This is a genomic window from Rhodopseudomonas rhenobacensis (assembly GCF_014203125.1).
GTDB classification, from domain to species: Bacteria; Pseudomonadota; Alphaproteobacteria; order Rhizobiales; family Xanthobacteraceae; genus Rhodopseudomonas_A; species Rhodopseudomonas_A rhenobacensis.
The window spans coordinates 32,849-56,388 of the sequence record NZ_JACHIH010000016.1 but is presented as its reverse complement, the minus strand read 5'-3'; the positions used below and the strand labels follow the sequence as shown (position 1 = coordinate 56,388).

The 23,540-nt window shown below is 65.8% G+C and carries 24 protein-coding genes and 2 tRNA genes; 23 read left to right on the top strand and 3 right to left on the bottom strand.

The annotated features are described in order from the left end of the window. Window position 1 precedes the first annotated feature (1 nt). From HNR60_RS13610 to HNR60_RS13600, 3 genes are all read left to right on the top strand, one after another. Window positions 2–1,252 (top strand): four-carbon acid sugar kinase family protein, encoded by a 1,251-nt coding sequence (locus tag HNR60_RS13610; protein ID WP_184258348.1) that lies wholly within the window; start codon window positions 2–4, stop codon window positions 1,250–1,252. Further along, a complete protein-coding gene (gene pdxA / locus HNR60_RS13605) occupies window positions 1,249–2,256 on the top strand; it encodes a 4-hydroxythreonine-4-phosphate dehydrogenase PdxA (protein ID WP_184258346.1) in 1,008 nt (335 codons plus the stop codon). Before HNR60_RS13610 ends, pdxA begins: the two co-directional genes overlap by 4 nt. A gap of 286 nt (window positions 2,257–2,542) precedes the next feature. Then, window positions 2,543–3,319, top strand: a complete 777-nt coding sequence (locus tag HNR60_RS13600; protein ID WP_184258344.1) for a DeoR/GlpR family DNA-binding transcription regulator — start codon at window positions 2,543–2,545, stop codon at window positions 3,317–3,319. Window positions 3,320–3,459: 140 nt separating this feature from the next. On the opposite strand, the gene HNR60_RS13595 is transcribed toward HNR60_RS13600, so the two are convergent. Together HNR60_RS13595 and HNR60_RS13590 are read right to left on the bottom strand one after the other, a co-directional pair. Then, window positions 3,460–3,534 (bottom strand) — tRNA-Thr (locus tag HNR60_RS13595). Between the two features lie 238 nt (window positions 3,535–3,772). Continuing rightward, window positions 3,773–4,213 (bottom strand): nuclear transport factor 2-like protein, encoded by a 441-nt coding sequence (locus HNR60_RS13590; protein ID WP_184258342.1) that lies wholly within the window; start codon window positions 4,211–4,213, stop codon window positions 3,773–3,775. Window positions 4,214–4,252: 39 nt separating this feature from the next. Between HNR60_RS13590 and HNR60_RS13585 the strand changes: the two genes are divergently transcribed. The 19 genes from HNR60_RS13585 to HNR60_RS13495 all read left to right on the top strand — a co-directional run bounded on the left by HNR60_RS13585 (window position 4,253) and on the right by HNR60_RS13495 (window position 21,835). Further along, window positions 4,253–4,468: a hypothetical protein gene (locus HNR60_RS13585; RefSeq protein WP_184258340.1), complete on the top strand. Its 216-nt coding sequence runs from the start codon at window positions 4,253–4,255 to the stop codon at window positions 4,466–4,468. An 84-nt stretch (window positions 4,469–4,552) separates the two neighbouring features. Continuing rightward, a complete protein-coding gene (locus HNR60_RS13580) occupies window positions 4,553–6,238 on the top strand; it encodes an FAD-dependent oxidoreductase (protein ID WP_246432939.1) in 1,686 nt (561 codons plus the stop codon). A gap of 42 nt (window positions 6,239–6,280) precedes the next feature. Then, entirely contained in the window at window positions 6,281–7,219 is a 939-nt protein-coding gene (locus tag HNR60_RS13575; RefSeq protein ID WP_246432933.1) for an alpha/beta fold hydrolase, read from the top strand. 386 nt (window positions 7,220–7,605) lie between these two features. Next, on the top strand, window positions 7,606–8,106 hold the full coding sequence (locus HNR60_RS13570) for a hypothetical protein (protein ID WP_184258336.1): 501 nt from the start codon (window positions 7,606–7,608) through the stop codon (window positions 8,104–8,106). A 150-nt stretch (window positions 8,107–8,256) separates the two neighbouring features. Beyond that, the gene (locus HNR60_RS13565) at window positions 8,257–8,916 is read left to right on the top strand and encodes an NAD-dependent epimerase/dehydratase family protein (RefSeq protein ID WP_184258334.1); all 660 of its coding nucleotides are present in this window, start codon (window positions 8,257–8,259) and stop codon (window positions 8,914–8,916) included. Window positions 8,917–9,264: 348 nt separating this feature from the next. Beyond that, window positions 9,265–10,554, top strand: a complete 1,290-nt coding sequence (murA, locus tag HNR60_RS13560) for a UDP-N-acetylglucosamine 1-carboxyvinyltransferase (protein WP_184258332.1) — start codon at window positions 9,265–9,267, stop codon at window positions 10,552–10,554. Between the two features lie 16 nt (window positions 10,555–10,570). Continuing rightward, on the top strand, window positions 10,571–11,041 hold the full coding sequence (locus HNR60_RS13555) for a DUF2948 family protein (RefSeq protein ID WP_184258420.1): 471 nt from the start codon (window positions 10,571–10,573) through the stop codon (window positions 11,039–11,041). A gap of 132 nt (window positions 11,042–11,173) precedes the next feature. Further along, window positions 11,174–12,469, top strand: a complete 1,296-nt coding sequence (gene hisD, locus HNR60_RS13550; RefSeq protein WP_184258330.1) for a histidinol dehydrogenase — start codon at window positions 11,174–11,176, stop codon at window positions 12,467–12,469. Further along, window positions 12,466–12,957 (top strand): UPF0262 family protein, encoded by a 492-nt coding sequence (locus HNR60_RS13545; RefSeq protein ID WP_184258328.1) that lies wholly within the window; start codon window positions 12,466–12,468, stop codon window positions 12,955–12,957. The genes hisD and HNR60_RS13545 overlap by 4 nt, the downstream gene beginning before the upstream one ends. A 66-nt stretch (window positions 12,958–13,023) precedes the next feature. Next, a complete protein-coding gene (locus tag HNR60_RS13540) occupies window positions 13,024–13,491 on the top strand; it encodes an arsenate-mycothiol transferase ArsC (protein WP_184258326.1) in 468 nt (155 codons plus the stop codon). Between the two features lie 369 nt (window positions 13,492–13,860). After that, window positions 13,861–14,484 (top strand): Maf-like protein, encoded by a 624-nt coding sequence (locus HNR60_RS13535; RefSeq protein ID WP_184258324.1) that lies wholly within the window; start codon window positions 13,861–13,863, stop codon window positions 14,482–14,484. Further along, the gene (gene yacG / locus HNR60_RS13530) at window positions 14,474–14,659 is read left to right on the top strand and encodes a DNA gyrase inhibitor YacG (protein ID WP_184258322.1); all 186 of its coding nucleotides are present in this window, start codon (window positions 14,474–14,476) and stop codon (window positions 14,657–14,659) included. The genes HNR60_RS13535 and yacG overlap by 11 nt, the downstream gene beginning before the upstream one ends. A gap of 223 nt (window positions 14,660–14,882) precedes the next feature. Next, window positions 14,883–14,958 (top strand) — tRNA-Phe (locus tag HNR60_RS13525). Window positions 14,959–15,260: 302 nt separating this feature from the next. Next, window positions 15,261–16,724, top strand: a complete 1,464-nt coding sequence (locus HNR60_RS13520; protein WP_184258320.1) for an ATP-binding protein — start codon at window positions 15,261–15,263, stop codon at window positions 16,722–16,724. Between the two features lie 506 nt (window positions 16,725–17,230). After that, window positions 17,231–18,403: an ABC transporter substrate-binding protein gene (locus tag HNR60_RS13515; RefSeq protein ID WP_184258318.1), complete on the top strand. Its 1,173-nt coding sequence runs from the start codon at window positions 17,231–17,233 to the stop codon at window positions 18,401–18,403. Between the two features lie 67 nt (window positions 18,404–18,470). Continuing rightward, window positions 18,471–19,358, top strand: coding sequence for a branched-chain amino acid ABC transporter permease (locus HNR60_RS13510; RefSeq protein WP_184258418.1), 888 nt, complete (start codon window positions 18,471–18,473; stop codon window positions 19,356–19,358). Next, entirely contained in the window at window positions 19,351–20,388 is a 1,038-nt protein-coding gene (locus HNR60_RS13505) for a branched-chain amino acid ABC transporter permease (RefSeq protein ID WP_184258316.1), read from the top strand. Before HNR60_RS13510 ends, HNR60_RS13505 begins: the two co-directional genes overlap by 8 nt. Beyond that, entirely contained in the window at window positions 20,385–21,125 is a 741-nt protein-coding gene (locus HNR60_RS13500) for an ABC transporter ATP-binding protein (protein ID WP_184258314.1), read from the top strand. Before HNR60_RS13505 ends, HNR60_RS13500 begins: the two co-directional genes overlap by 4 nt. Next, window positions 21,125–21,835 (top strand): ABC transporter ATP-binding protein, encoded by a 711-nt coding sequence (locus HNR60_RS13495; RefSeq protein WP_210313531.1) that lies wholly within the window; start codon window positions 21,125–21,127, stop codon window positions 21,833–21,835. The genes HNR60_RS13500 and HNR60_RS13495 overlap by 1 nt, the downstream gene beginning before the upstream one ends. On the opposite strand, the gene HNR60_RS13490 is transcribed toward HNR60_RS13495, so the two are convergent. Further along, the gene (locus tag HNR60_RS13490; protein ID WP_184258310.1) at window positions 21,819–22,748 is read right to left on the bottom strand and encodes a LysR family transcriptional regulator; all 930 of its coding nucleotides are present in this window, start codon (window positions 22,746–22,748) and stop codon (window positions 21,819–21,821) included. The genes HNR60_RS13495 and HNR60_RS13490 overlap by 17 nt on opposite strands. 161 nt (window positions 22,749–22,909) lie before the next feature. Between HNR60_RS13490 and HNR60_RS13485 the strand changes: the two genes are divergently transcribed. Further along, on the top strand, window positions 22,910–23,527 hold the full coding sequence (locus HNR60_RS13485; protein WP_184258308.1) for a UbiX family flavin prenyltransferase: 618 nt from the start codon (window positions 22,910–22,912) through the stop codon (window positions 23,525–23,527). Window positions 23,528–23,540 lie beyond the last annotated feature (13 nt).

Sequence of the window (23,540 nt, the reverse complement as noted above, 5' to 3'; positions counted from 1 at the left end):
CATGACCCATGGCTGGTTGATCCTCGCGGATGATCTCACCGGCGCCGCGGACTGCGCGATCGCCTTCGGTCGAAGGGGACGCGCGGCTGCGGTGACCTGGGGCGAGGCCGACGCCGCGCAGGATCACCAGCTGCCGGTGTTGGCCTATGATGCAGCGAGCCGCGGCCTGAGTGCCGCGGACGCCGCGAAACGCCACACCGACGTGCTGACGCAGCTCGCGGCGGCGGATCGCATCCTGTTCAAGAAGATCGACTCGACGCTGCGCGGCCAGCCCGCGGCAGAAACCGCGGCGACGATGGCCTATCTCAAGGCGCACGCCGGCGCTGCCTTCGGCGTATTCGCGCCGGCGTTTCCGGCCACCGGCCGCATCACGATCGACGGACGCATCGTGGTCGGCGGCCAGCCGCTCGAGCAGGCCGAGGTCTGGCAGCGCGACCATTCCTATCCGAACGCCGATCTGGTCGACGTGCTGGCGAGCGCCGGCGTCGGCGGCGAGAAGGTGACGCTCGCCACCATCCGCGGCGGCGAGCTGCGCGCCACGTTCGTCGAGCTGGCGCGGCAGGGCGATGTGGTCGCGGTGTGCGATGCCGAGACCGACCAGGATCTGCATCTGATCGCCGAGGCCAGCCTGCCGGCAGCGCCTTCCACCTTCTTCATCGGCAGCGGCGGGCTGGCACACGCGCTGGCCGGTCTGCAGGCCGAGCACGCCGTCGCACCGCTGCGGATCCCGACCAGCGCCTGCGGCACGTTGATCGTGGTGGGCTCGCTGGCCGGCGCCTCGCGCGCCGCGGCGTGCAAGCTGGTAGCGACCGGCACCGTGACGCATTTCCCGGTCACCCCCGAGACGCTGCTCAACGACGGCGCCGGCCGCGCCGAACTGGCGCTCGCGGTCATGCAACGGCTGTCCGGCGGCGGCGATGCCCTGGTCGAGATCGTGATGAATGATCATCCCGACATGGCGCTCGGCCCCAAGCTGGCGCAGCGGCTGGCTGAGGCGCTGCAAAGCGTCGCGCCGTCGATCGGCGCCTTTGCCGCCACCGGCGGCGAGACCGCGGCGGCGCTATTGGCCCGGTTCGGCGTCAACGGCATCCGGCTCGCCGACGAGATCGAGCCCGGCGTCTCGCTCGGCCTCACGCTGGGCCGGCTCGTCGTCCCGATCGCCACCAAGGCCGGCGCGTTCGGCGACGAACACAGCCTGATCCGTATCAGCGAACGGCTTGCCGCCGTTCGAACCAAAGGAAGCTTCACATGACCCATCCGACCATCGCGATCACCATGGGCGATCCTGCCGGCATCGGGCCCGAGGTGATCATGAAGGCGCTGGCGCATCCCGACGCGCAGAAGAATTGCAACGCGCTGGTGATCGGCGACGCCAACCGGCTGCGCCAGGCCGGCAAGATCTGCGGGCTGTCGCTGCAGGTGGATTCGTTGAGCGATGCCCGCGACGCCAACTTCGCCTCCAAGGCGGTGCAGTGCGTCGATCTGAATATCGTCCCTGACGATCTGCCGTTCGGCAAGATGTCGCCGATCGCCGGCGAAGCGGCCTATCGCTTCATCGAGAAGGCCGTGCAGATCGTGCAGGCCGGAATCGCGCAAGGCATCTGCACCGCGCCCTTGTCCAAGGAAGCGCTGCACGCCGCCGGCCACAAATTCCCCGGCCACACCGAAATGCTGGCGCACCTCACCGGCACGCCGGAAGTCTCGATGATGCTGGTGTCGCCGAAATTGCGGGTGATCCACGTCACCACCCATATCGGCCTGATCGACGCCATCGCCAAGATCGAGCCCGGCCTGGTCGAGCGCGTGATCAGCCGCGGCCACGAAGTGCTGGTCCGCGCCGGCATCAAGAATCCGAAGATTGGGGTCTGCGCGATCAATCCGCACGCCGGCGAGAACGGCTTGTTCGGCCGCGGCGAGGAAGCCGAGAAGATCACGCCGGCGGTGGAAGCCTGCCAGCGCAAGGGCTGGGACGTCCGCGGTCCGCTGCCCGCCGACACGCTGTTCTTCCTCGCCGGCCGCGGCGACTTCGACATGGTGGTGGCGATGTATCACGACCAGGGCCACGGCCCGATCAAGGTGCTCGGGCTTGAAGCCGGGGTGAACATCACCGTCGGCCTGCCGGTGATCCGCACCTCGGTCGACCACGGCACCGCCTTCGACATCGCCGGCAAAGGCATCGCCGACGAGCGCAGCCTGATCGAGGCGCTGCGCCAGGCGGTCGAACTGGCGCCGAAGCCGGTCGTCGCGGCGGTCTGAGCATTCAATCAATCGCGCTGCGGCGACTGAAAACGAGGCTGTCATTCCGGGGCGCGAGTTCGTCAGAACGAGCGAACCCGGAATCCAGTATTCCAGGGCAGTGAGTATTGGATTCCGGGTTCACGCGCAGCTTGCGCTGCTCGCGCCCCGGAATGACGGCTTAAGGTCGGAGAAGCGCCGCATTCCACTGCGGCGATCCCGCGTGCTATCGAAACGGCGGTGCCACGGGGTTGCCTCAAGGCGTCCGGCGGCACGCCGTCACCAAGCGGAGTGGATCTGAGGTTCGATGTCGATGCGCAGCAAGGAGCGTCACGCCCGCCTGTTGGAGGCCCTGAACGCCGGCGAGATCGATATCGACGAGTTGGCGCAGCGCTTTGCGGTCTCCGCCTCCACGGTGCGGCGCGATCTGCAGCAGCTCTCCAAGACCAACGCGGTTCGCCGCACCTATGGCGGCGCGATTCTCACCGGCCACGCCATCGAGACCACCTTCGAGCAGCGCCTCGCAGTCGACGGCGATGCCAAGCAGGCGATCGCCCGCGCCGCGGTCGACCTGATCGAGGACGGCGACACGCTGATCCTCGACGCCGGCTCGACGGTGGCGGCATTCGGCCGGCTCTTGCTGCAGCGGCGGCTACGCATCATCACCAACAATCTGGCATTGTTGCCGTTTCTCGCCAAGGCGCCGGCGATCGAGCTCGTGGTGCTGGGCGGCGCGCTGCGCTCGACCAGCATGAGCACGATGGGGCCGCTCGCCAACGAGGCGCTGCGCCGGCTGTCGGCGACCCGCGCCATCATGAGCGCCGACGGCGTGGTCGCCGGCCGCGGCCTGTGCGAGGCCGATCTCGAGCAGGTGGCGCTGAAGTCGCTGATGATGCAGCAGGCCAAGGAGCTGGTCGTGCTGGCCGACGCCAGCAAGCTCGGCCGCGCCGAACAACAGGCCTGGGCGCCGCTGCCGCCGCGCTGGACGCTGGTCACCGACGCCGGCGCCTCGCCGCAGCAATGCCAGCGTTTGGCCGATGCCGGCGCAAGGGTGATCGTCGCGCAAGGCTGCCTCGCCGCTTAGTTGCGCGGTCCCGGCTGCGCAATGAAGCCTGCGCTTTGTCAGTTAAGCAGTTCTCAAGGCGTTGTGCGCCGGTCCCGCGCCATGAACGACGCGAAATGCCCAATGCCTTCAGCAGGCTATTGAAATGTCAGCGGGAAAAATGGTGCTGCCACACAGGGTCGAACTGTGGACCTCTCCATTACCAATGGAGTGCTCTACCACTGAGCTACGGCAGCATTTTATCGATGCGGGAATCAGCCCCGAGGGCCGCCGCAACGCGTGGCGATCCTTGCCACATTGAATCCGTCGACGCAAGCGGCAGACGACGACTTGTTGACCATCTTTTGGCGGGGGCGGCGGGACCGGCTGAGGTGCCAGCCAGCTCCGCGGCCGATCCCGAAACGCCGGCCACGGTTTCGCAAGACATCCTGTTCAATCGAGGATTGCGAGCATCCCGACGCCGCCCGCGAAACGTCATCCGGCCGCTGCGGCCTTCAAGGCCAGCAATTGCGGGCCGATCCGGTTCCCCATCGCCTCGCCGAGCGCCGCCAACGCCTTGAGCGGCCGCACCATCACCTCGAATTCGATCATCTCGCCGGCCTCGTTGAACCGGATCAGGTCGATGCCCTTGAGCTGCCATTTGCCGATGTGGGCGGAGAATTCCAGCCCGGCGTCGTGCGATCCGGCAACGAACGTGCGGTGATACTGGAAATCCTCGAAAATCTGCGTCACCGTGGTCAGCACCAGCAGCGTCGCGGCGCGACCCGGGATCGGCGACTGCACGAACGGCGAGCGGAACACGATGTGCTCCGCCAGCAATGGCCGCAGCACGTCTTCGCTGCCGGTTGCGACGAAGCGATGCCATTCCGCGAGGGTCTGTTGCGGCGCAGCAGCCAGCGCATATGTTGGGATCATGATCACCTTTCCGAACCTGCGAGAACCGACCGTCACGCCATGACCGACGCGCCCGAGCTGTCCAAGACCGATCGCAACATAGCGCGGCAAAGCCGGCTGCGCGATGCCTTGCGCGAAAACCTGAAGCGGCGGAAATCGCAATTGCGCGGCCGCGCCGAGCAGCCCGCGCCGCCGCCCGGGCGGGCGGCCGCGACGCCGCCCGAGCCATCCGAGACCTCGCCGCCGACCGCCGAAGCCCAGGACCCCAACGCCTAACCAGAGGTGCGCCGCCCCATGTCGCTTCAATCCGCAAACGACAGCCGCAACGACAGCCTCCGAGAGACGGCCTCGCGCTCGGCGATGCATCCGCGGCACGAACAGACCTTTCCTGAGCTGACGCCGGCTGAAATCGACCGGATGCGGCGGTTCGGCGAGGTCAGGCGCTATCACGACGGCGACACGCTGTTCGAAACCGGCAAGACCGGACCAGGCATGTTCGTCATCCTCGCGGGCCACGTCGCGATCACCCAACGCGACGGGCTCGGCCACGTCTCCCCGGTGGTCGAGCAGGGCCCCGGCCAGTTCCTCGGCGAACTCGGCCAATTGTCCAACCGCTTCGCGCTGGTCGACGGCCATGCCGAGGGCGAAGTCGAATGCCTGCTGATCCCGCCGGAGCGGCTGCGCGCGCTGTTGGTCGCCGAAGCCGACCTCGGCGAGCGCATCATGCGGGCGCTGATTCTGCGCCGCGTCAGCCTGATCCAGGGTGGCGTCGGCGGCCCGGTGCTGATCGGCGCGGCGAATTCCGGCGACGTGGTGCGGCTGCAGGGCTTTCTCACCCGCAACGGCTATCCGCATCACCTGCTTGATCCGGCGCAGGACAAAGACGCCGCCGAACTGGTGGCGCGCTCCGCGCCGCAGCCCGCCGACCTGCCGCTGGTGGTGACGCCGGACGGCAGCATCCTGCGCAATCCGTCGGAGGTCGAGATCGCCCGCGCCATGGGGATGCTCGCCGCGGTCAGCCCCGACAAACTCTACGACGTGGCAATCGTCGGCAGCGGGCCCGCGGGGCTATCGACCGCGGTCTATGCCGCCTCCGAAGGGCTGTCGGTCGCGGTGCTGGATGCACGGGCGTTCGGCGGCCAGGCCGGCGCCAGCGCGCGGATCGAGAACTATCTCGGCTTTCCGACCGGCATCTCCGGCCTGGCGCTGACCGCGCGGGCCTACAATCAGGCGCAGAAATTCGGCGCCGAGATCATGATCCCGGTGTCGGTGAAGACGCTGGAGTGCGGCTGCGAGGACGGCAATTTTTCGCTGACGCTGGACGACGGCGCGCCGTTGCGCGCGAAGGCGATCGTGGTGGCGAGCGGCGCGCGCTATCGGCGGCCGCAGATGACCAATCTCGAGAAGTTCGAGGGCCGCGGCGTGTGGTACTGGGCCTCGCCGATCGAGGCGCGGCTGTGCGCCGCGCAGGAGGTGATCCTGGTCGGCGGCGGCAATTCCGCCGGCCAGGCCGCGGTGTTCCTGTCGGCGCACGCCAGCAAGGTGCACATGGTGATCCGCGGCGGCGGGCTCGGCGCCAGCATGTCGCGCTACCTGATCGAGCGCATCGAATCGACGCCGAACATCGAGCTGTTGTTCAACACCGAGGTGGTGTCGATCGAGGGCGCGCCGGACGCCTCGCTGGAGCGCGCGCAATTGCGCAGCCGGCTGTCCGGCGAGACCAGCTGGATGCCGATCCGCAACGTGTTTCTGTTCGTCGGCGCCGATCCCGCCACCGGCTGGCTCGACGGCTGCGGCGTGGCGCTCGACCGCGCCGGCTTCGTCGTCACCGGCGCGACGTCGGCGCAGCATCAGCGGCCGGTGACGCTGCTCGAGACCACGGTGCCGGGCGTGTTCGCGGTCGGCGACGTGCGCTCCGGCTCGGTCAAGCGGGTCGGCGGCGCGATCGGCGAGGGCGCGCAGGTGGTCGCGGCACTGCACGGCTATCTCGCCGACAGCCTGACGGCGGCGCCGGCGCCGTGTCGGGAGCAGGCGTCGGTGCGGTGACGCCAACTGAATCACGTCAAGTCGGAACCAGACCGGAGGTCGATGATGCGCTTGCTGAGAAATACGTTTCACGGCTTCGGACGGACGTTCTGGTTGATCATCGCCGGGCTGGCGATGATCGCAGCATCGCCCCCCTCGGCGCGGGCCGAACCTCCGCAAGACAAATTCGCCACCGTCAACGGCGTCAAGTTGCACTATCTGAGCGCCGGCCAGGGCGACGCCATCGTGCTGCTGCATGGCTACGCCGAAACCAGCCGGATGTGGCGGCCGCTGATCGAAAGGCTCGCCGACAAACATCTGGTGATAGCGCCGGATCTGCGCGGCTTCGGCAGCTCTGACGCGCCGCCCGACGGCTACACCAAGGCGGCGCTGGCGCGCGACGTTCACGCGCTGCTGCAGAGTCTCAAGATCGACCGCGTCAAGATCGTCGGCCACGATATCGGGCTGATGGTGGCCTACGCCTATGCGGCGCAGTATCCCGCCGAGGTGGAGCGCATCGCGCTGATGGATGCGTTCCTGCCCGGCGTCGGCGATTGGACCCGTGTCTGGCTGTTGCGCGACCTCTGGCATTTTCATTTCTACGGCAAGACGCCGCTGGCGCTGGTCAGCGGTCGCGAGCGGATCTATTTCGAGCACTTCTGGAACGACTTCGCCGCCGACCCGACCAAATCGGTGCCGGAGGCGGATCGGAAATTCTACGCCGAGGCTTATGCGCAGCCGGGCCATATGGCCGCCGGCTTCGAAGTGTTCCGCGCCTTCGAGCAGGACGCCGCGGATTTCGCAGGCTTTGCCAAGACGCCGCTGACTAGGCCGATGCTGGTGCTGAGCGGCGAGAAAGCCTCCGGCGAGGTCTTGATCACGCAGGCGAAGCTGGTCGCGAGCCATGTCGATGGCGTGGTCATCACCGGCGCGGGGCACTGGCTGATGGAAGAGGCGCCGGATCAGGTGATTCCGAAGCTGGTCGAATTTCTCGATCGTTAGCGCAGTATTCGGTCGAGTTGAGGCATCAAATCGAGTTGCGTCGTCATTCCGGGTTGCGAGTTCGAAGAACGAGCAAGTCCGGAATCCAGTATTCCAGGGCGGTGAGTACTGGGTTCCGGGTTCGCTCGCAGCTTCGCTGCTCGCGCCCCGGAATGACTTCTGCCGATTGCGATGCGCATCCATCTAACTCGAACGCGCGTCACTCGTATCGCAGCGGTTTCGCCCGCGACGAATTGTGGCATGATGCTCAACATTTCTTGATCGACCTGCCGCAAAGCTGTGCGGCGTTGCGCGTTGCAGCAACTAGCCAGCGTCGGAATTTTCACTTAACCTCGCTTGGACGACAAAGTTGATTACTTAATCAGTTTGCACGACGGGAGGCGACGATGATTCTCGGTCTCAGTCTGTCGACGTTTACGCTCATCCATGTTCTGATCAGCCTGGTCGCGATCGCCGCGGGGCTGATCGCGATGGTCGGACTGCTCACTTCGAATCCGCTGCGCGGCTGGACCGCGCTGTTCCTCGCCGCCACGATCCTGACCAGCGTCACCGGGTTCTTCTTTCCCTTTGCGCAATTGTTGCCGTCGCACATCGTCGGGATCATCTCGCTGCTGCTGCTCGCCGCGGCGGTGATCGCGCTTTACCTGCGACGGCTCGAAGGCGTGTGGCGGCCGATCTACGTGATAACAGCGCTGCTCTCGCTGTATCTCAACATGTTCGTGCTGGTGGTTCAGGGGTTCGTGAAAATCTCGTTGCTCAATGCACTGGCGCCGACCCAGACCGAGCCGCCGTTCTTCGCGGCGCAGGGTGCGCTGCTGGCTTTCTTCGTCGTCGTGATTGTGCTGGCCACACGACGGTTCCGACCGGCGCTGACCAGCGCCGCCTGATCGCGCGTCGCGCGGCAAAGTTGTGCCCATGCGCCGCGACGCCCTGCCGGCGCCGCGGCTGTATCTGTCCCGTCAAGTCGCGTATGATTGCGGCGCGGCCCGCATCGGCATCAGGCGGTGGCTGGTGTCGCGCGAGGGATGGAACGCTGCATGAAGGTGATCTTGTTCGGCGCAACCGGGATGGTCGGGCAGGGTGTGTTGCGGGAATGCCTGCGCGATCCGCTGGTCGAACGCGTGCTGGTGATCGGCCGCAGCTCGACGCATCGGAAGATCGACAAGCTGCACGAAATCCTGCGCGAGGATTTTCTGGATTTCTCCGACATCGAATCCCAGTTGGCTGGCTATGACGCCTGCTTCTTCTGCCTCGGCGTCAGTTCGGTCGGGATGAACGAGCGGCACTACCGGCAATTGACCTACGACATCACGCTGGCGGCGGCGCGGACGCTGGCGAAGCTCAATCCGGCGATGACCTTCATCTATGTCAGCGGCCGCGGCACCGACTCCACCGAGCAGGGCCGGCTGATGTGGGCGCGCGTCAAGGGCAAGACCGAGAACGATCTGTTGAAGCTGCCGTTTCGGGCCTACATGTTCCGCCCCGCCGCGATCCAGCCGTTGCACGGCATCGAGTCGAAGACGCCGTGGATCAACACGATCTATCGGCTCGGCGCGCCGCTGTGGAGCTGGCTCAGCAAGGTCGCGCCGAACGCCATGACCACCACCGAGCGGGTCGGCCGCGCCATGATTACCGTCGCCCGCGACGGCTATCCGAAGCCAGTGCTGGAGAGCGCCGACATCAACAAGGTCGGGTGATCTCAAGCTCGTCGGATGCGCCCGCCGCGCCCCCCACCTCTCCCCGCGTGCGGGGAGAGGTCGACCCGGCGTAGCGCAGCGGAGCCGGGTCGGGTGAGGGGGCGCCTCGGCAAAACGCGGCGCCCCCTCACCCGACGCGACAAGCTTCGCTTGTCACGCCACCCTCTCCCCGCAAGCGGGGCGAGGGAAGGGGCCAGGGCCACGCCAAGCCCGGCATTTTTGCCCCAAATCCGGCAAAACCAGCCGAGTTCCCATGAAATCGCCGCAAATCCCGCGGCTTTTGCAATCCCAGGCGGACACGCCTAGAACGTCGGCACAGCAACCCAGCAGCAATCGGCAGGACCAGGCATGGATCGGATTCGCATCGTCGGCGGCGCACAGCTCAACGGCACCATTCCGATCTCCGGCGCCAAGAACGCAGCACTGCCGCTGATGATCGCCGGTCTTTTGACCGACGAAACCCTGATCCTCGACAACGTGCCGCGGCTCGCCGATGTCGCGCAATTGCAGCGCATTCTCGGCAACCACGGCGTCGACATCATGGCCGCCGGCAAGCGCCCCGGCGACCACGAATATCAGGGCCAGACCCTGCACATTTCGGCGAAGAACATCATCGACACCACCGCGCCCTATGAGCTGGTCTCGAAGATGCGCGCCTCGTTCTGGGTGATCGCGCCGCTGCTGGCGCGGATGCACCAGGCGAAAGTCTCGCTGCCCGGCGGCTGCGCGATCGGCACCCGGCCGGTCGATCTGTTGATCATGGCGCTGGAAAAGCTCGGCGCCACCCTCACCATCGACGGCGGCTATGTGATTGCCGAGGCTCCCGGCGGCCTCAAGGGTGCGGCGATCGAGTTCCCCAAGGTGACCGTCAGCGGCACCCATGTGGCGCTGATGGCCGCGACGCTGGCAAAGGGCACCACGACCATCAGCAACGCCGCCTGCGAGCCGGAAATCGTCGACGTCGCCGATTGCCTCAACAAGATGGGCGCCAAGATCACCGGCGCCGGCACCCCGCGCATCACCATCGAAGGCGTCGCCAAGCTGCACGGCGCCCGCCACACCGTGCTGCCGGACCGCATCGAGACCGGCACCTATGCGATGGCGGTGGCGATGACCGGCGGCGATGTGCAATTGTCCGGCGCGCGGCCGGAATTGCTGCAATCGGCGCTCGACGTGTTGACCGAGGCCGGCGCCACCATCACCGTCAACAATGACGGCATCCGGGTCACCCGCAACGGCGCCGGGATCAATCCGGTCACCGTCACCACCGCGCCGTTCCCGGGCTTCCCGACCGATCTGCAGGCGCAGCTGATGGCGCTGATGGCCTGCGCCAAGGGCGCCTCGCACATTACCGAGACGATCTTCGAAAACCGCTTCATGCACGTCCAGGAATTGGCGCGGTTCGGCGCGCGGATTCATCTCGACGGCGAGACCGCCACCATCGACGGCGTCGCCAAATTGCGCGGTGCGCCGGTGATGGCGACCGACTTGCGCGCCTCGGTGTCGCTGGTGATCGCAGGCCTTGCCGCCGAAGGCGAGACCATGGTCAACCGGATCTATCATCTCGACCGCGGCTTCGAGCGGCTCGAGGAAAAGCTCTCCGCCTGCGGCGCCACCATCGAGCGCATCAGCGGATAAGGTGCAGGGTGACGCCGTGACCGGGCTGCTCAAGCTGATCGCGCTCGATGCCGACGATCTCGCCGTGATCTCCGCCCATGTCCAGGACGCAAGGTTGCACGCCGGCGACATCGTCTGGCGGCAGCAGGAGAAGCGGCTGGTGCTGGGGTTGAGCCGGCCGGACTGGGACCAGACGCTGGCCGGCGAACCGTTGCCGGGCCGGCTGATCGCAGCATTGCGGTTCGACCGGGTGTTGGCCTGCAAATCGCGTAATATCGAGCTCAACACGCCGGGCGCGATCCTGGAATTGCTCGGCATCGAGTTCTATCCCGGGGATGCCCCGGGCGGCGCGGCGCTGCTGATGTTCCGCAATGGCGGCGCGCTGCGGCTCGACCTCGAATGCCTGGAGTGCGAACTGACCGATCTTGGTCCTGACGATCTTGGCCCCGACGATCTCGGCGCCGACGATCTCGCCACCGATCCCGGCGGCGGCGCCGCCGGCCCCTGATCGGGCGGCCGACCTGCCACCCCGCCGCTCCCGCCAAACCCGACTTCTATGAAACCCAAGGGTTGACGGCGATTTCTTGCCACGTCATTGAGCAGGGGGCCCTTCGGACGAAGACCCTGCTGGAACCCGCAAATGCCCATCCGCCTCGATCGCCGCAACGCCGATTTCGCCACCCGATTCAACGCGTTCCTCGCCACCAAGCGGGAGGCCTCGCTCGACATCGAGACCGCCACCCGCGGCATCGTCGATGACGTCGCCAAGCGCGGCGACGCCGCCTTGCTGGAGGCCACCGCCAAATTCGACCGGCTGCCGCTCGAGGCCGCCGGCCTCGCGATCGGCCCGGACGAGGTCGCCGCCGCGGTCGCCGCCTGCGATGCCGAGACCATCGACGCCTTGAAACTGGCGCGCGACCGCATCGAATCGTTTCACCGCCGGCAATTGCCCAAGGACGACCGCTTCACCGACGCGCTCGGCGTCGAGCTCGGCTGGCGCTGGAGCGCGATCGAGGCGGTCGGGCTGTACGTCCCCGGCGGCACCGCGTCGTATCCGTCCTCGGTGCTGATGAACGCGGTGCCCGCCAAGGTCGCCGGCGTCGAGCGGCTGGTGATGGTGGTGCCGACCCCGGACGGCAAGCTCAATCCTTTGGTGCTGGCCGCTGCCCAACTCGGCGGCGTCACCGAGATCTACCGCGTCGGCGGCGCCCAGGCGGTGGCGGCGCTGGCCTACGGCACCGCGACCATCGCGCCGGTGTCGAAGATCGTCGGCCCCGGCAACGCCTATGTGGCCGCCGCCAAGCGGCTGGTGTTCGGCAAGGTCGGCATCGACATGATCGCCGGCCCCTCCGAGGTGGTGATCATCGCCGACGCCACCGGCAATCCGGACTGGATCGCCGCCGACATGCTGGCGCAGGCCGAGCACGACGCCAACGCGCAGTCGATCCTGATCACCGACGACGCCGACCTCGCCGACCAGGTCGAGCGCGCCATCGCCGCGCAGCTCACCACGCTGTCGCGCGCCGCCATCGCGACCGCGTCATGGACTGACTTCGGCGCGGTGATCCTGGTCTCCAATCTCGACGAGGCCGCCGAAATCGCCAATGCGCTCGCCGCCGAACATCTGGAAATCATGACCGTCGATCCCGAGGCGGTGGCCGGCCGGGTCCGCAATGCCGGAGCGATCTTCTTAGGCCCGCACACGCCGGAGGCGATCGGCGATTACGTCGGCGGCTCCAACCACGTGCTGCCGACCGCGCGGTCGGCGCGGTTCTCTTCCGGCCTCGGCGTGCTTGACTTCATGAAGCGAACCTCGATGCTGAAATGCGGGCCCGAGCAACTGCGTGCGCTGGGCCCGGCGGCAATGACGCTGGGCAAGGCCGAAGGCCTCGATGCCCATGCGCGCTCGGTTGGATTGCGCCTCAATTTGCGATGAGCCAGCAGGAACCAGACGATTCCCGAAATTGCATCGTGGCGGTGACGCTGGACGAGGAATCGATCGGGCGTTCCGGTCCCGACATCGAGCACGAGCGCGCGATCGCGATCTACGACCTGGTCGAGAAGAACCTATTCGCGCCGGAGGGCGTCGGCGAAGGCCCGTTCACGCTGCATATCGGCATCACCGGCAACCGGCTGATGTTCGACATCCGCCGCGAGGACGGCAGCCCGGTGATGGTGCACCTGTTGTCGCTGTCGCCGTTCCGCCGCATCGTGAAGGACTACTTCATGATCTGCGACAGCTATTATCAGGCGATCCGCACCGCCACGCCGGACAAGATCGAGGCCATCGACATGGGCCGCCGCGGCATCCATGACGAAGGCTCGCGCACGCTGCAGGAGCGGCTCGCCGGCAAGGTGCGGATCGACTTCGAGACCGCGCGGCGGCTGTTCACGCTGATCTCCGTGCTGCACTGGAAGGGCTGAGCGATGAACGCCGCGTGCGGGCTTGGATCGAGCCTTCGCCCGCGCGCCATCCTGCGGATATAGCCGATGCCGGCCCCGGCGCGGTCGCGCCATCCGCAAGCCGTACTGTTCGCCTGCGGGATGAACGCCGTGCGCTCGCCGATGGCGGAGAGCCTGCTGCGGCAGATCGCGCCGCGCACCATGTATGTGCGCTCCGCCGGGGTGAAGAAGCAGGAGCTCGATCCGTTCGCGGTGGCGGCGATGGCCGAGCTCGGCGAGGACATCACCAAGCACAAGCCCACCACCATCGACGAGCTCGATGATTACGAGGGACTGAACTTCGACCTGATCATCACGCTGTCGCCGGAGGCGCACCACAAGGCGCTGGAACTGACCCGCACCCACGCCGTCGAGGTCGAATACTGGCCGACCGCGGACCCCACCGGGCTCGACGGCAACCGCGAGCAGCGGCTGCAGGCCTATCGCGAGGTCCGCGACGGCCTGCGCGCGCACATCCGCAAACGATTCGGCCGCCATGGCCTGGGGAATGAGTGAGGCGGCCTTCGACGCCGCGCATAACGCCGCGCTGCGGCCTCTCAACGCACGTGCCCCGGACGCAGTGCAACGCGCCGCGCTTGTGGCCTCTCCCCAACGTGCCCCGGACGCAGTGCACTACGCCGCGCTTGCGGCGTGGTGCGCTGCAGATCCGGGGCCGTGACGGACCGCAGTCTTCGCGATGGGCACCCCGAGAGCCAGCATTCGTAACGGTCCCGGTTCTGCGGACCAGCGCGAAGCCGCGCTGCTCCACGCCCGGGACACGGCGGCTTGATGCGTCGCCGCGGCGAAACTCTCCCTGCGCGGTTGTCGAAGCCGGACGCATCCGATAGGTTCCGCGCGCACCCCTCCAGCCCCGAAAATCCCCGCATGCTCGGCCGTCCCAAATTCGTTCTCGCCTCCGGCTCGCCGCGGCGGCTCGCCCTGCTCAACCAGGCCGGCATCGAGCCCGACGCGCTGCGTCCGGCCGACATCGACGAGACCCCGACGCGGGGCGAATTGCCGCGTTCCTGCGCCAATCGCCTGGCCCGCGCCAAGGCCGAGGCGGCGCTGAAATCGGTGCAGCTCGACGACGATTTGCGCGGCTCTTTCGTGCTCGCCGCCGACACCGTGGTGGCGGTCGGCCGCCGCATCCTGCCGAAGGCCGAATTGGTCGACGAGGCCTCGCAGTGCCTGCGGCTGCTCTCTGGCCGCAACCACCGGGTCTACACCGCGATCTGCCTGGTGACGCCGAAGGAAAGCTTCCGGCAGCGCCTGATCGAGACCAAAGTGCGGTTCAAGCGGCTCAACGAGGACGACATCGCGGCCTATGTCGGCTGCGGCGAGTGGCGCGGCAAGGCCGGCGGCTACGCGGTGCAGGGCATCGCCGGCACCTTCGTGGTCAAGATCGTCGGCTCCTATACCAACATCGTCGGGCTGCCTTTGTACGAGACCATCTCGCTGCTCGGCGGCGAGGGCTTCCCGATTCGCGCCGGTTGGCTCAATGCCAGCTGAGAAGCCGGCCAAGGCGGCCAAGCCGGAGAAGCGCTGCCCGATCTGCGGCAAGCCGGCCACCGAGGCCTCGCGGCCGTTCTGCTCCGAGCGCTGCCGCGACGTCGACCTCAACCGCTGGCTGTCGAATTCCTACAGCATCCCGGCCGCCAAGGACGACGACGACGACGCCGATTGAGCGCGGTGCGCTAGATCTTGATCGAGCATGGCTTTTCCCTGAATCGAGATCCGCGGCAGGGGATCGTGAGCCGGCCCCCCTCCCTTGCCAGGGCGGATGGGCCGCGCCGCCGGACGGCTCTTGAACAGCCAGAATTTTTCACTGCGTAAATCGACGTCGGGCGGGTGGACAGCGCTGTCTGGCCTGACTATAACCCGGCGCTCCCTGGACGTTCCGGGGCGGCGCCCAGGTAGCTCAGTTGGTAGAGCATGCGACTGAAAATCGCAGTGTCGGTGGTTCGATCCCGCCCCTGGGCACCATTTTCCCAATTTTACCAGTACGATATACCTTTGCCCTGGCATGGTCGTGGCGAGGCTCGCGTCGGTTAGGCCTGCGTCAGGCTTGCCCCGCCCTACCAATTTCCAAAATTCGTCCTACGAGCCTCACGCGGCAGTACCTTGCGTCAGCGATGGCGACTTCCGAATCCACTCAAAACAAGGATAAAGAATTCCGCATCGGATTTGGATAACTCATTGAAAGCAATTAAAATTTTTTGTCCCTTTCCATGACGCTCCTGGGAGTTCGATATAAGGGGGATAAAACGTCTAACGAAGGTACGCGGATGGCAGTGGACGATCCTTGCGCTCTCCTCGAAAGGCTCCTGAAAGAGCCCCGCGAGGTCGAGTGGTTAGAATTCAAATGCAACCTCTCGGACGTTGGGGAAATTGGCGAATACGTCTCGGCGCTGTCGAACTCAGCAATGCTTGCTGGGAAAGACCGCGCGTTCCTCGTTTTCGGAGTTGAAGACGGGACAGGAGCCAGAGTGGGCACCTCGACTGTGCTCGCTGATCTTCGCAAAGGGGCGGAAAATTTCCCCAACTGGATCAGCCGCGTGATTGAGCCCCGGCTGATGATGGAATTCTTGGATTTCGAATGCGGCGGTATGAAGTTCGCAATTTTGGCGATCGAGCCGACCTATGATCGACCGGTAAGGTTTGCTGGCATCGAGTACATTCGAATTGGCGAGAATAAGAAAAGGCTTGCTGACTTCCCAAACCATGAGCGCTCCCTTTGGCTGGCAACTAGTCGCCGAAAATTCGAGGAAGCAGTAGCCCTGACCAATCAGAGTCCTGAAGGCGCTCTAGCTTTACTTGAGATTGATGCTTTCTACAGTTTGCTAAACGAACCGCTTCCGTCGCTCAATAATGAAATCCTTCGAAAGCTAGAAGGGTGTGGTCTTGTCCGAGATAACCTAGAGGGCAAATTTGACATCACTAATTTGGGTGCAATCCTTCTGGCGAAAGATGTCACTAAGTTCCCTCCCATACAGGGGAAGGCAATGCGCATCGTCAGTTATAGTGGACGAGACAAAAGCCGTTCTGATCTAAGCCGCGAAGCGAGTATGGGATATGCGGCGGGCTTTGTGAATATGATGAAGTGGTTGATGGCACACTTACCAAAAGAAGAGCGATATATCGACGGTGTGAGACGTAACACGCCTCGGTATCCAGAAATTGCAATTCGAGAGATCATCGCTAACTCGATGATCCACCAAGATTTGACGATCACGGGCGCCGGACCTCTTGTTGAAATCTATGCTGACCGAGTGGAATTCACAAATCCCGGCAACTGTCTGATTGCCACAGACAGGTTACTGGACGAAAGGCGTTCTAGAAACGAAAAGCTCGCGATGATGATGAGGCAGTTAAACCTTTGCGAAGAGCGCGGCAGTGGCCTTGACAAAGCGATGATAGAGGTTGAGCGCTTGCATTTGCCACCACCCGAATTTGTATCCTCAGAGAATTCAATGCGCGTGGTGCTGTTTAGCCCTCGGCCATTCAGCGAAATGTCAAAACAGGAGAAGCTACGAGCCGGTTTCTTCCATTGCGTGCTACGATGGATGCAGCACAACTATATGAGCAATTCCACTCTTCGGGAGCGCTTTTCTTTGCCGGACGAGGAATATCAGGCCGTTTCTTCTGTAATTTCAGAATTAGTTCGATCTGGGCGAATAATCCCGGCAGAAGAGGGGCAAGGACGAAGAAACGCGCGGTATCTACCCTATTGGGCAGGATCGGCGAGCTAATCCTCTTGTAAAAGCGCGACAGATGTTGCCTCGGCGCGGCCTATCTCAGCTGCAAGCACTTTGCGTTGCCCCATCGCAGATCGCTTGCAGTGCTCTGAGCCGATTGAAGGGCGTCTGTGAGCAATCGGCGCGCGTTCCTGGTGGACGCGGCCAAGCCGCCGTCGCCGCCGCGGACCTCGGCCGATTGCCGCGCCTCCGTCCGCCATTGGCCGCCACCCCGCCGTGCACCGCAGCGAACATATTGAGACCGTTTGGTAAGTCGTAAGAACGACCGGCATCGCTGTGCTCTGCCGGTTCTTTCACAACATTGCGAAAGCGACGCTGTTGCGCGGCTTGCCGCGAGATCGGCCTGGCGGGTCGCCCCGGCAAGCCTGCAGCGTCGCGGCAGACGTCTTCGATGGTGGCGGGGTGATCGACCAATGCGGCGGTCATCGACGCCGCGCCGACCCTAAGCAGCACCGACAGAGTGCCGCAGTCACCAAGACACTTCACCGGGAGGAGAGCACGTGATCAGGACAACACTCATACTGGCGAGCTTGTGCGCCACCACGGCGCTGACCGCGCCGGCATTCGCGGCCGATCCGATCAAGATCGGCGTCGTCACGCCTTTGTCCGGCACCTACACGCCGATCGGCCAGCAGGTGCGCTGGGGTCTCGAGCTCGCCGCCAGCGAGGTCAACGCCGCCGGCGGCATCATGGGCCGCCAAGTGCAGCTGATCTTCGAGGACGAGGAAGCCAATCCGTCGGTTGCGGTGCAGAAGGCTGAAAAACTGTTCGACGTGCAGAAGGTGGATTTCCTCACCGGCACGGTGAATTCCGGCTCGACGCTGGCGGTCGGGCAGACCGCCGAGCGCGCCGGCAAGCTGATCGCCACCACGGTGTCGTTCGCGGATTCCATCACCACCGACAAATGTTCGCCGAACGTATTCCGCGTCAACGCCCGCGCCGGCCAGCAATCCACCGCGCTCGCCGCCTGGGTGATCAAGCAGAAGCCCAAAGCCAAAGTGTATTTCCTCGGCCCCGACTACGAGATGGGCCGCTCCACCGTGGCGACCTTCAAGAAGACCGTCGAAGCGCTCGGCGCCACGCCGGCCGGCGAGGTGTTCGCGCCGCTCGACAGCAAGGACTTCACGCAATATTTCGGGCAGCTGCGCCAGGCCCGCCCGGAGGTGCTCTACACCTCGGTCGCCGGCAACGACACCGTGCGGCTGTTGACCCAGATGCAGGATTTCGGCCTGCTGAAAGACCTGCTGGTGGTCGGTGCGTCGGGCACCGTGACCTCGCAGAACATCGCGGCGATCGGCGCTGCCGCCGAGGGCTTCGGCACCGGCGTCGGCTATTCGACGCAGATCGATACGCCGGAGAACAAGACCTTCGTCGCCGCCTTCAAGGCCGCCAACAAGTCCGACCCCGATCTCTACGGCGCCGACAGCTACGGCCTGATCTATTTCTACAAGGCTGCGGTCGAAAAGGCGAAGTCCACCGACACCGACAAGGTGCGCGAGGCGATGCGCGGGCTGGAATGGGCCACGCCGCAGGGCAAGAAGACCATGCGCGCCGGCGATCACCAGGCGATCCAGCCGATGTATGTGGTCCGCGTCAGCGGCGGCCAGTTCAAGATCGTCGGCAATGTCTCGGGCGAAGAAGCCATCGGCCCCGACGATTGCAAGCGGTTTTGAGCCCCACGATGCGCAGCTCATTCGCCGCCGGCAGCGTCCGGCGGCGGTTCGGTAAGGGCGGTTGACGATGTTTCTCGACTACATCCAGTTCGTGCTGGCGCCGCAGATGGTGACCGGGCTGTCGCTCGGCATGGCGGTGGTGCTGGTGGCGCTCGGCCTCACCATCATCTTCGGCCTGCTCGACGTCATCAACATGGCGCATGGCGAGTTCTACGCGCTCGGCGCCTATCTGGCGCTGGCGCTCGGCGCCTCGGGCGTGAGCTTCTGGCTGCTGATCGTGATCGTGCCGCTGCTGATGATGCCGATCGGCTATGTGGTCGAGCGCGGGCTGATCCAGCGGGTGTTCAACATGCCGGACCGCCACGTCACCACGCTGCTGTTGACCTTCGGCCTCGGCCTCGTGCTCGAGGAGGGGCTGAAGGTGGTGTTCGGCCCGACCACGCAGCGCCCGGCGACGCCGATCCCCGGCGCCGTCGAGGTGATGGGCGTGATCCTGCCGACCTATCGGATGTTCCTGATCGGGCTTGGCGCTGCGATCGTGATCGCGGTGGCGCTCGTGGTCAACAAAACGAGGCTCGGCGCCATGGTGCGCGCCGCGGCCTTCGACCGCAACATGGCGGCCTCGCTCGGCGTGCCGGTGGAGCGGGTGTTCGCCGGCACCTTTGCGTTCGGGGTGGCGTTGGCCGGGCTCGCCGGCGTGCTGCTGGCGCCGATCTATTCGGTGTTCCCGACCATGGGCCGCGACTTCATCTTCCTCGCCTTCACCGTGGTGATCGTCGGCGGCATGGGCTCGATCGCCGGTGCCGTGGTGGCCGGGCTGGTGATCACCCAGATCCAGGCGCTCTCCAGCCTCGTGGTGTCGCCGGTGTGGAGCGATCCGATCGTGTTCAGCATCATGGTGCTGGTGCTGGTGCTTCGGCCGCAGGGCCTGTTCGGGCGGCTCGGTCATGGTTGATATCAACGTTGTTGAAGCCAAAGGGACCGCGCGGCCGAAGCGGGTGATCGATCGGCTCGGCCTGGCGATGCGGGCAAGCCACGTGCTGGTCGCGCTGTTCGTGGTCGCGGCGTTGATCTTCGCCGCGGTCGGCGTGATCCAGGACGACAGGTTCTTTCTGCGGCTCGGCACCGAGGCGCTGATCTTCGCGGGCCTCGCGCTGTCGGTGGATATCCTGCTCGGCTACACCGGGCTGTTGTCGCTCGGCCAGGCGTTGTATTTCGGGCTCGGCGCTTACGTCTCCGCGGTGGTGCTGAAGGAAGTGCCGTCGTTCTGGGCGGCGATGGCCGCCGCGCTGGTGGTCGCGCTGGTGATCGGCTTTCTCGCCGGATTGATCGCCAACCGGGTCCGCGGCGTGTACTTCGCCCTCGTCACCTTCGGGTTGGCGCAGGTCGCCGCGCGCGCCGTCTACAACACCCGTTCGCTCGGCGCCTCCGACGGCCTGATCGGCGTGCCGGTGGTGCCGATCGACCTCGGCGTGATCACCGTGATGTCGAATTCGCCGGCCGGGTTCTTCCTGTTCACGCTCGGCTTCATCGTCGTGCTTTACGCGGTCTGCGCTTATCTCCTGGATACGCCGTTCGGCCGCGTGCTGCTGGCGCTGCGCGCCAACGAGCGCCGGGTGCCGTCGCTCGGCTACTCGACCCGCAATCTGCGGCTGTCGGCCTATGTGCTGGCGGCGGTGATCGCCTCGTTGTCCGGCGCGCTGTATCCGATGCTGCGCGGCTTCGTGTCGCCGGAACTGCTGTTCTTCACCACCTCGGGCAACGCGGTGATCACCGTGGTGATCGGCGGCGTCGGCACGCTCGCCGGCGCGCTGTACGGCGGCGTGATCCTCACCGTGCTGAAATCGGTGATCGGCTCGTTGACCGAACACCATCTGATCGTGATCGGGCTGCTGTTCATGGCCACGGTGATCTTTCTGCCGAAGGGCATCATGGGTGTGGTGCGGCCGCTGATCGAGCGCATGCTGCGCGGAGGCAAGCGATGAGCGTGGTGCTGGAAGTCCGCGGGCTCGGCGTCCGCTTCGGCGGCATCCGCGCCGTCGACGGCGTCTCGTTCGACGCCGAATCGAATGCGATCACCACCATCATCGGCCCCAACGGCGCCGGCAAATCCACGCTGTTCAATCTGATCAGTGGCATGATTCGGCCGAGTTCCGGCAAGGTGATGCTGCGCGGCGTCGATCTGACGGGACGACCGCCCTATCTGATGCAGCGCGCCGGAATGGGGCGCTCGTTTCAGATCACCAATCTGTTCTTCGAGCTCACCGTGTTCGAGAACCTGCGGCTGGCGGCGCAGCGCCTCGAAACCACCGGACGCTTCCTGCTGCCGGTGCGTCGCAGCGAGCGGGCGCTGGCGCGGGTGCATGAACTGGTCGAACGCTTCGCGCTGGCGCCGAAAGCCGGCGAGTTGGCGGGCGCGCTGTCGCACGGCGAACAGCGCCGGCTCGAAATCGCGGTGGCGCTCGCCACCGAGCCCAGCATCCTGTTGCTGGATGAGCCGACCCAGGGCATGAGTCATTCCGACACCGCCGACACCGCCGCGCTGATCCGCGATCTGGCGCGCGACGTCACCATTCTGTTGATCGAGCACGACATCGGCGTGGTGATGGATATCTCCAACCACATCGTGGTGATGCATCAAGGCCGCAAGCTCGCCGAAGGCGCGCCGGCGGTGGTGCGGGCTGATCCCGCGGTGAAGTCAGCTTATTTCGGGCACGCGTGATGTTCAGCATCGATCAGCTTCAGGTGCATTACGGGCTGTCGCACATCATCCAGGGCGTCTCGCTCGAAGCTGCGCCCGGCGAAGTGATCGGCATCTTCGGCCGCAACGGCGTCGGCAAGACCACGCTGATGAAGGCGGTGGCGGGCTGGGTCGGCGCCTCCGGCGGCGCCATCACGCTCGACGGCCAGCGGCTCGATGGCTTGACGGCAGATAAAGTCTGCCACCACGGCGTCGGCTTCGTGCCGGAAGATCGCCGGATCTTTCCCGGCCTCAGCGTCGAGGAAAATCTCAAGCTCGGCCTGATGCAGCGCAAGGGTCGCAGCCGCGCCGAACAAAACCGCGAGATCGAGCTGATCTACGAGCGGATGCCGCGGCTCGCCGAACGGCGGCGGCAGGCCGGCACCACGCTGTCCGGCGGCGAGCAGCAGATGCTGGCGATGGCGCGGATCATGGTCGGCCAGCCGCGTCTGGCCTTGATCGACGAGCCGAGCGAGGGCCTCGCACCGATGATCGTCGCCGACATCTTCGCCATCATCAAGGAAATGAAGGCGGCCGGCACCATCATCCTGCTGGTGGAGCAGAATGTCGACGGCGCGCTCGGCGTCGCCGACCGCTTCTACGCGCTGGAGCGCGGCGCCGTGGTGCTCACCGGCAACGCCAAGGACGCCGTCGACCGCGCCCGGCTGATGGACGTCATCGCGGTGCTGTGAACGTGAGCCGCGAGGCTTGTTTCGCCGCCGCCAACAGATCCGCCGAGATGATCTCCATCACCGCGGTCATCGCCGCCGACACCACGCGGCGCGGGTGGGTGGTCCAGGCCACGGCGCGGGTGATCGCCGGCTTCTTCAGCCGATGCGCCTGCAGCCGGCCTTCCGCGAGCGCTGCGTGCAGCGCGATGCCCGGCAGCACGGTGACGAGGTCGGTGGTCGCCACCACCTCGCAGACCGCCGACAGCGTATCGATCTCCAGCCGCGGCTTCAGGCTGAACCCGGCCTCCGCCGCGGCGGCGTCGAGAATGCGGCGCAGGCCATGGCGCCGCGATGGGATCACGATGTCGATGTCCTTCAGCCGCGCATAGGGAACGATCGCCGGCAGCACCAGCGCGCTGCCGGGCCGCCGCGCCAGCATCATCTGCTCGTCGAGGATGTGGTGCGCGGTGAGCGTGGATTTGCCCGGCGGCATGTTGACGATGGCGATGTCGAGCTGGCCTGTGGTCACCCAGTCCAGCAGCACCTCGGTATAGCCCTCGCACACCGACAGCTGGATTTCCGGATAGCGCGCCGCGATCTTTGCCGAGGACGTGGCCAGGGTGCTCTGCGCCGCCGAGGTGATCATGCCGATCGACACCCGCCCGGAGATCTTGCCGTCGAGCCGCGCCATTTCTTCGCGGGCGTGATCGATATTCTGCATGATCGCGCCGGCGAGCCTCGCCAGCGTTTCGCCCGCCGCGGTCAGCGCCACGCCGTGCGCCTGGCGATAGAACAACTGCTTGCCGACGGATTTCTCCAGCTTGGCGATCTGCATGCTGAGCGCCGGCTGCACGATGTTGAGCTGCCGCGCCGCGCGGGTGACGTTGCCCTCCTGCGCCAGGCACAGGAAATACTGCATCTGCTTGAAATCCATCGGGCATCCTCCGTCGCCACGGACCCTACCATCACTTTCGATGATCGAGAAAATCAAAATCTATTATTTGCGGTGATCGGATGCGGCGCGTAGCGTCGGCGCTCTGGCCGCGCGTCCGATCAACGATGACGCGCGGAACCAAGGGAGTTCGGGTGGAAACCATGATGCAGCCTTCGCGGCGACGCCTGGTCGTCGGCATTTCCGGCGCGTCCGGGGTGATCTATGGCGTGCGGCTGCTGCAGCTGTTGCGCAACGCCGGGGTCGAGACCCATCTGGTGATGTCGAAGACCGCGGAGATCACCTTCGCCTACGAGACCAGGCTGAAGATCGCCGACGTCAAGGCGCTGGCCGACGTCCATCACGCAATCGACGACATGGCCTCCGCGCTCGCCTCCGGCTCGTTCCGCACCATGGGGATGATCGTCGCGCCGTGCTCGATGCGCTCGATGTCGGAAATCGCCTCGGGCGTCACCACCACGCTGCTGACCCGCGCCGCCGACGTCACGCTGAAGGAGCGCCGCCGCCTGGTGCTGATGGTGCGCGAATCGCCGCTGCACACCGGGCACCTGCGCACCATGACCGCGCTGTCGGAGATCGGCGCCATCATCGCGCCGCCGGTGCCGGCGTTCTACGCCAAGCCGGACAGCATCGCGGACATGGTCGACCACACCGTCGGGCGGGTGCTCGATCTTTACGACATCGACGTCGGCGTGGCGCCGCGCTGGGGCGAAGACCCGGCGCTGCAGCGCCGCCCCGCCGCGACCGATCGGTCGAACTAAGTGCCCCCGTTGC

Excerpts from the sequence above, each read along its gene's own strand:
- HNR60_RS13545 (WP_184258328.1), top strand. The coding sequence starts at position 12,466 with ATGAGCCAGCAGGAACCAGACGATTCCCGAAATTGCATCGTGGCGGTG.
- HNR60_RS13590 (WP_184258342.1), bottom strand. The coding sequence starts at position 4,213 with ATGATCCCAACATATGCGCTGGCTGCTGCGCCGCAACAGACCCTCGCG.
- HNR60_RS13495 (WP_210313531.1), top strand. The coding sequence starts at position 21,125 with ATGTTCAGCATCGATCAGCTTCAGGTGCATTACGGGCTGTCGCACATC.
- HNR60_RS13520 (WP_184258320.1), top strand. The coding sequence starts at position 15,261 with ATGGCAGTGGACGATCCTTGCGCTCTCCTCGAAAGGCTCCTGAAAGAG.
- HNR60_RS13490 (WP_184258310.1), bottom strand. The coding sequence starts at position 22,748 with ATGGATTTCAAGCAGATGCAGTATTTCCTGTGCCTGGCGCAGGAGGGC.
- HNR60_RS13505 (WP_184258316.1), top strand. The coding sequence starts at position 19,351 with ATGGTTGATATCAACGTTGTTGAAGCCAAAGGGACCGCGCGGCCGAAG.
- HNR60_RS13565 (WP_184258334.1), top strand. The coding sequence starts at position 8,257 with ATGAAGGTGATCTTGTTCGGCGCAACCGGGATGGTCGGGCAGGGTGTG.
- HNR60_RS13575 (WP_246432933.1), top strand. The coding sequence starts at position 6,281 with ATGATGCGCTTGCTGAGAAATACGTTTCACGGCTTCGGACGGACGTTC.
- pdxA (WP_184258346.1), top strand. The coding sequence starts at position 1,249 with ATGACCCATCCGACCATCGCGATCACCATGGGCGATCCTGCCGGCATC.
- HNR60_RS13540 (WP_184258326.1), top strand. The coding sequence starts at position 13,024 with ATGCCGGCCCCGGCGCGGTCGCGCCATCCGCAAGCCGTACTGTTCGCC.
- HNR60_RS13535 (WP_184258324.1), top strand. The coding sequence starts at position 13,861 with ATGCTCGGCCGTCCCAAATTCGTTCTCGCCTCCGGCTCGCCGCGGCGG.
- HNR60_RS13585 (WP_184258340.1), top strand. The coding sequence starts at position 4,253 with ATGACCGACGCGCCCGAGCTGTCCAAGACCGATCGCAACATAGCGCGG.
- yacG (WP_184258322.1), top strand. The coding sequence starts at position 14,474 with ATGCCAGCTGAGAAGCCGGCCAAGGCGGCCAAGCCGGAGAAGCGCTGC.
- HNR60_RS13580 (WP_246432939.1), top strand. The coding sequence starts at position 4,553 with ATGCATCCGCGGCACGAACAGACCTTTCCTGAGCTGACGCCGGCTGAA.
- HNR60_RS13570 (WP_184258336.1), top strand. The coding sequence starts at position 7,606 with ATGATTCTCGGTCTCAGTCTGTCGACGTTTACGCTCATCCATGTTCTG.
- HNR60_RS13610 (WP_184258348.1), top strand. The coding sequence starts at position 2 with ATGACCCATGGCTGGTTGATCCTCGCGGATGATCTCACCGGCGCCGCG.
- hisD (WP_184258330.1), top strand. The coding sequence starts at position 11,174 with ATGCCCATCCGCCTCGATCGCCGCAACGCCGATTTCGCCACCCGATTC.
- HNR60_RS13485 (WP_184258308.1), top strand. The coding sequence starts at position 22,910 with ATGATGCAGCCTTCGCGGCGACGCCTGGTCGTCGGCATTTCCGGCGCG.
- murA (WP_184258332.1), top strand. The coding sequence starts at position 9,265 with ATGGATCGGATTCGCATCGTCGGCGGCGCACAGCTCAACGGCACCATT.
- HNR60_RS13510 (WP_184258418.1), top strand. The coding sequence starts at position 18,471 with ATGTTTCTCGACTACATCCAGTTCGTGCTGGCGCCGCAGATGGTGACC.
- HNR60_RS13600 (WP_184258344.1), top strand. The coding sequence starts at position 2,543 with ATGTCGATGCGCAGCAAGGAGCGTCACGCCCGCCTGTTGGAGGCCCTG.
- HNR60_RS13500 (WP_184258314.1), top strand. The coding sequence starts at position 20,385 with ATGAGCGTGGTGCTGGAAGTCCGCGGGCTCGGCGTCCGCTTCGGCGGC.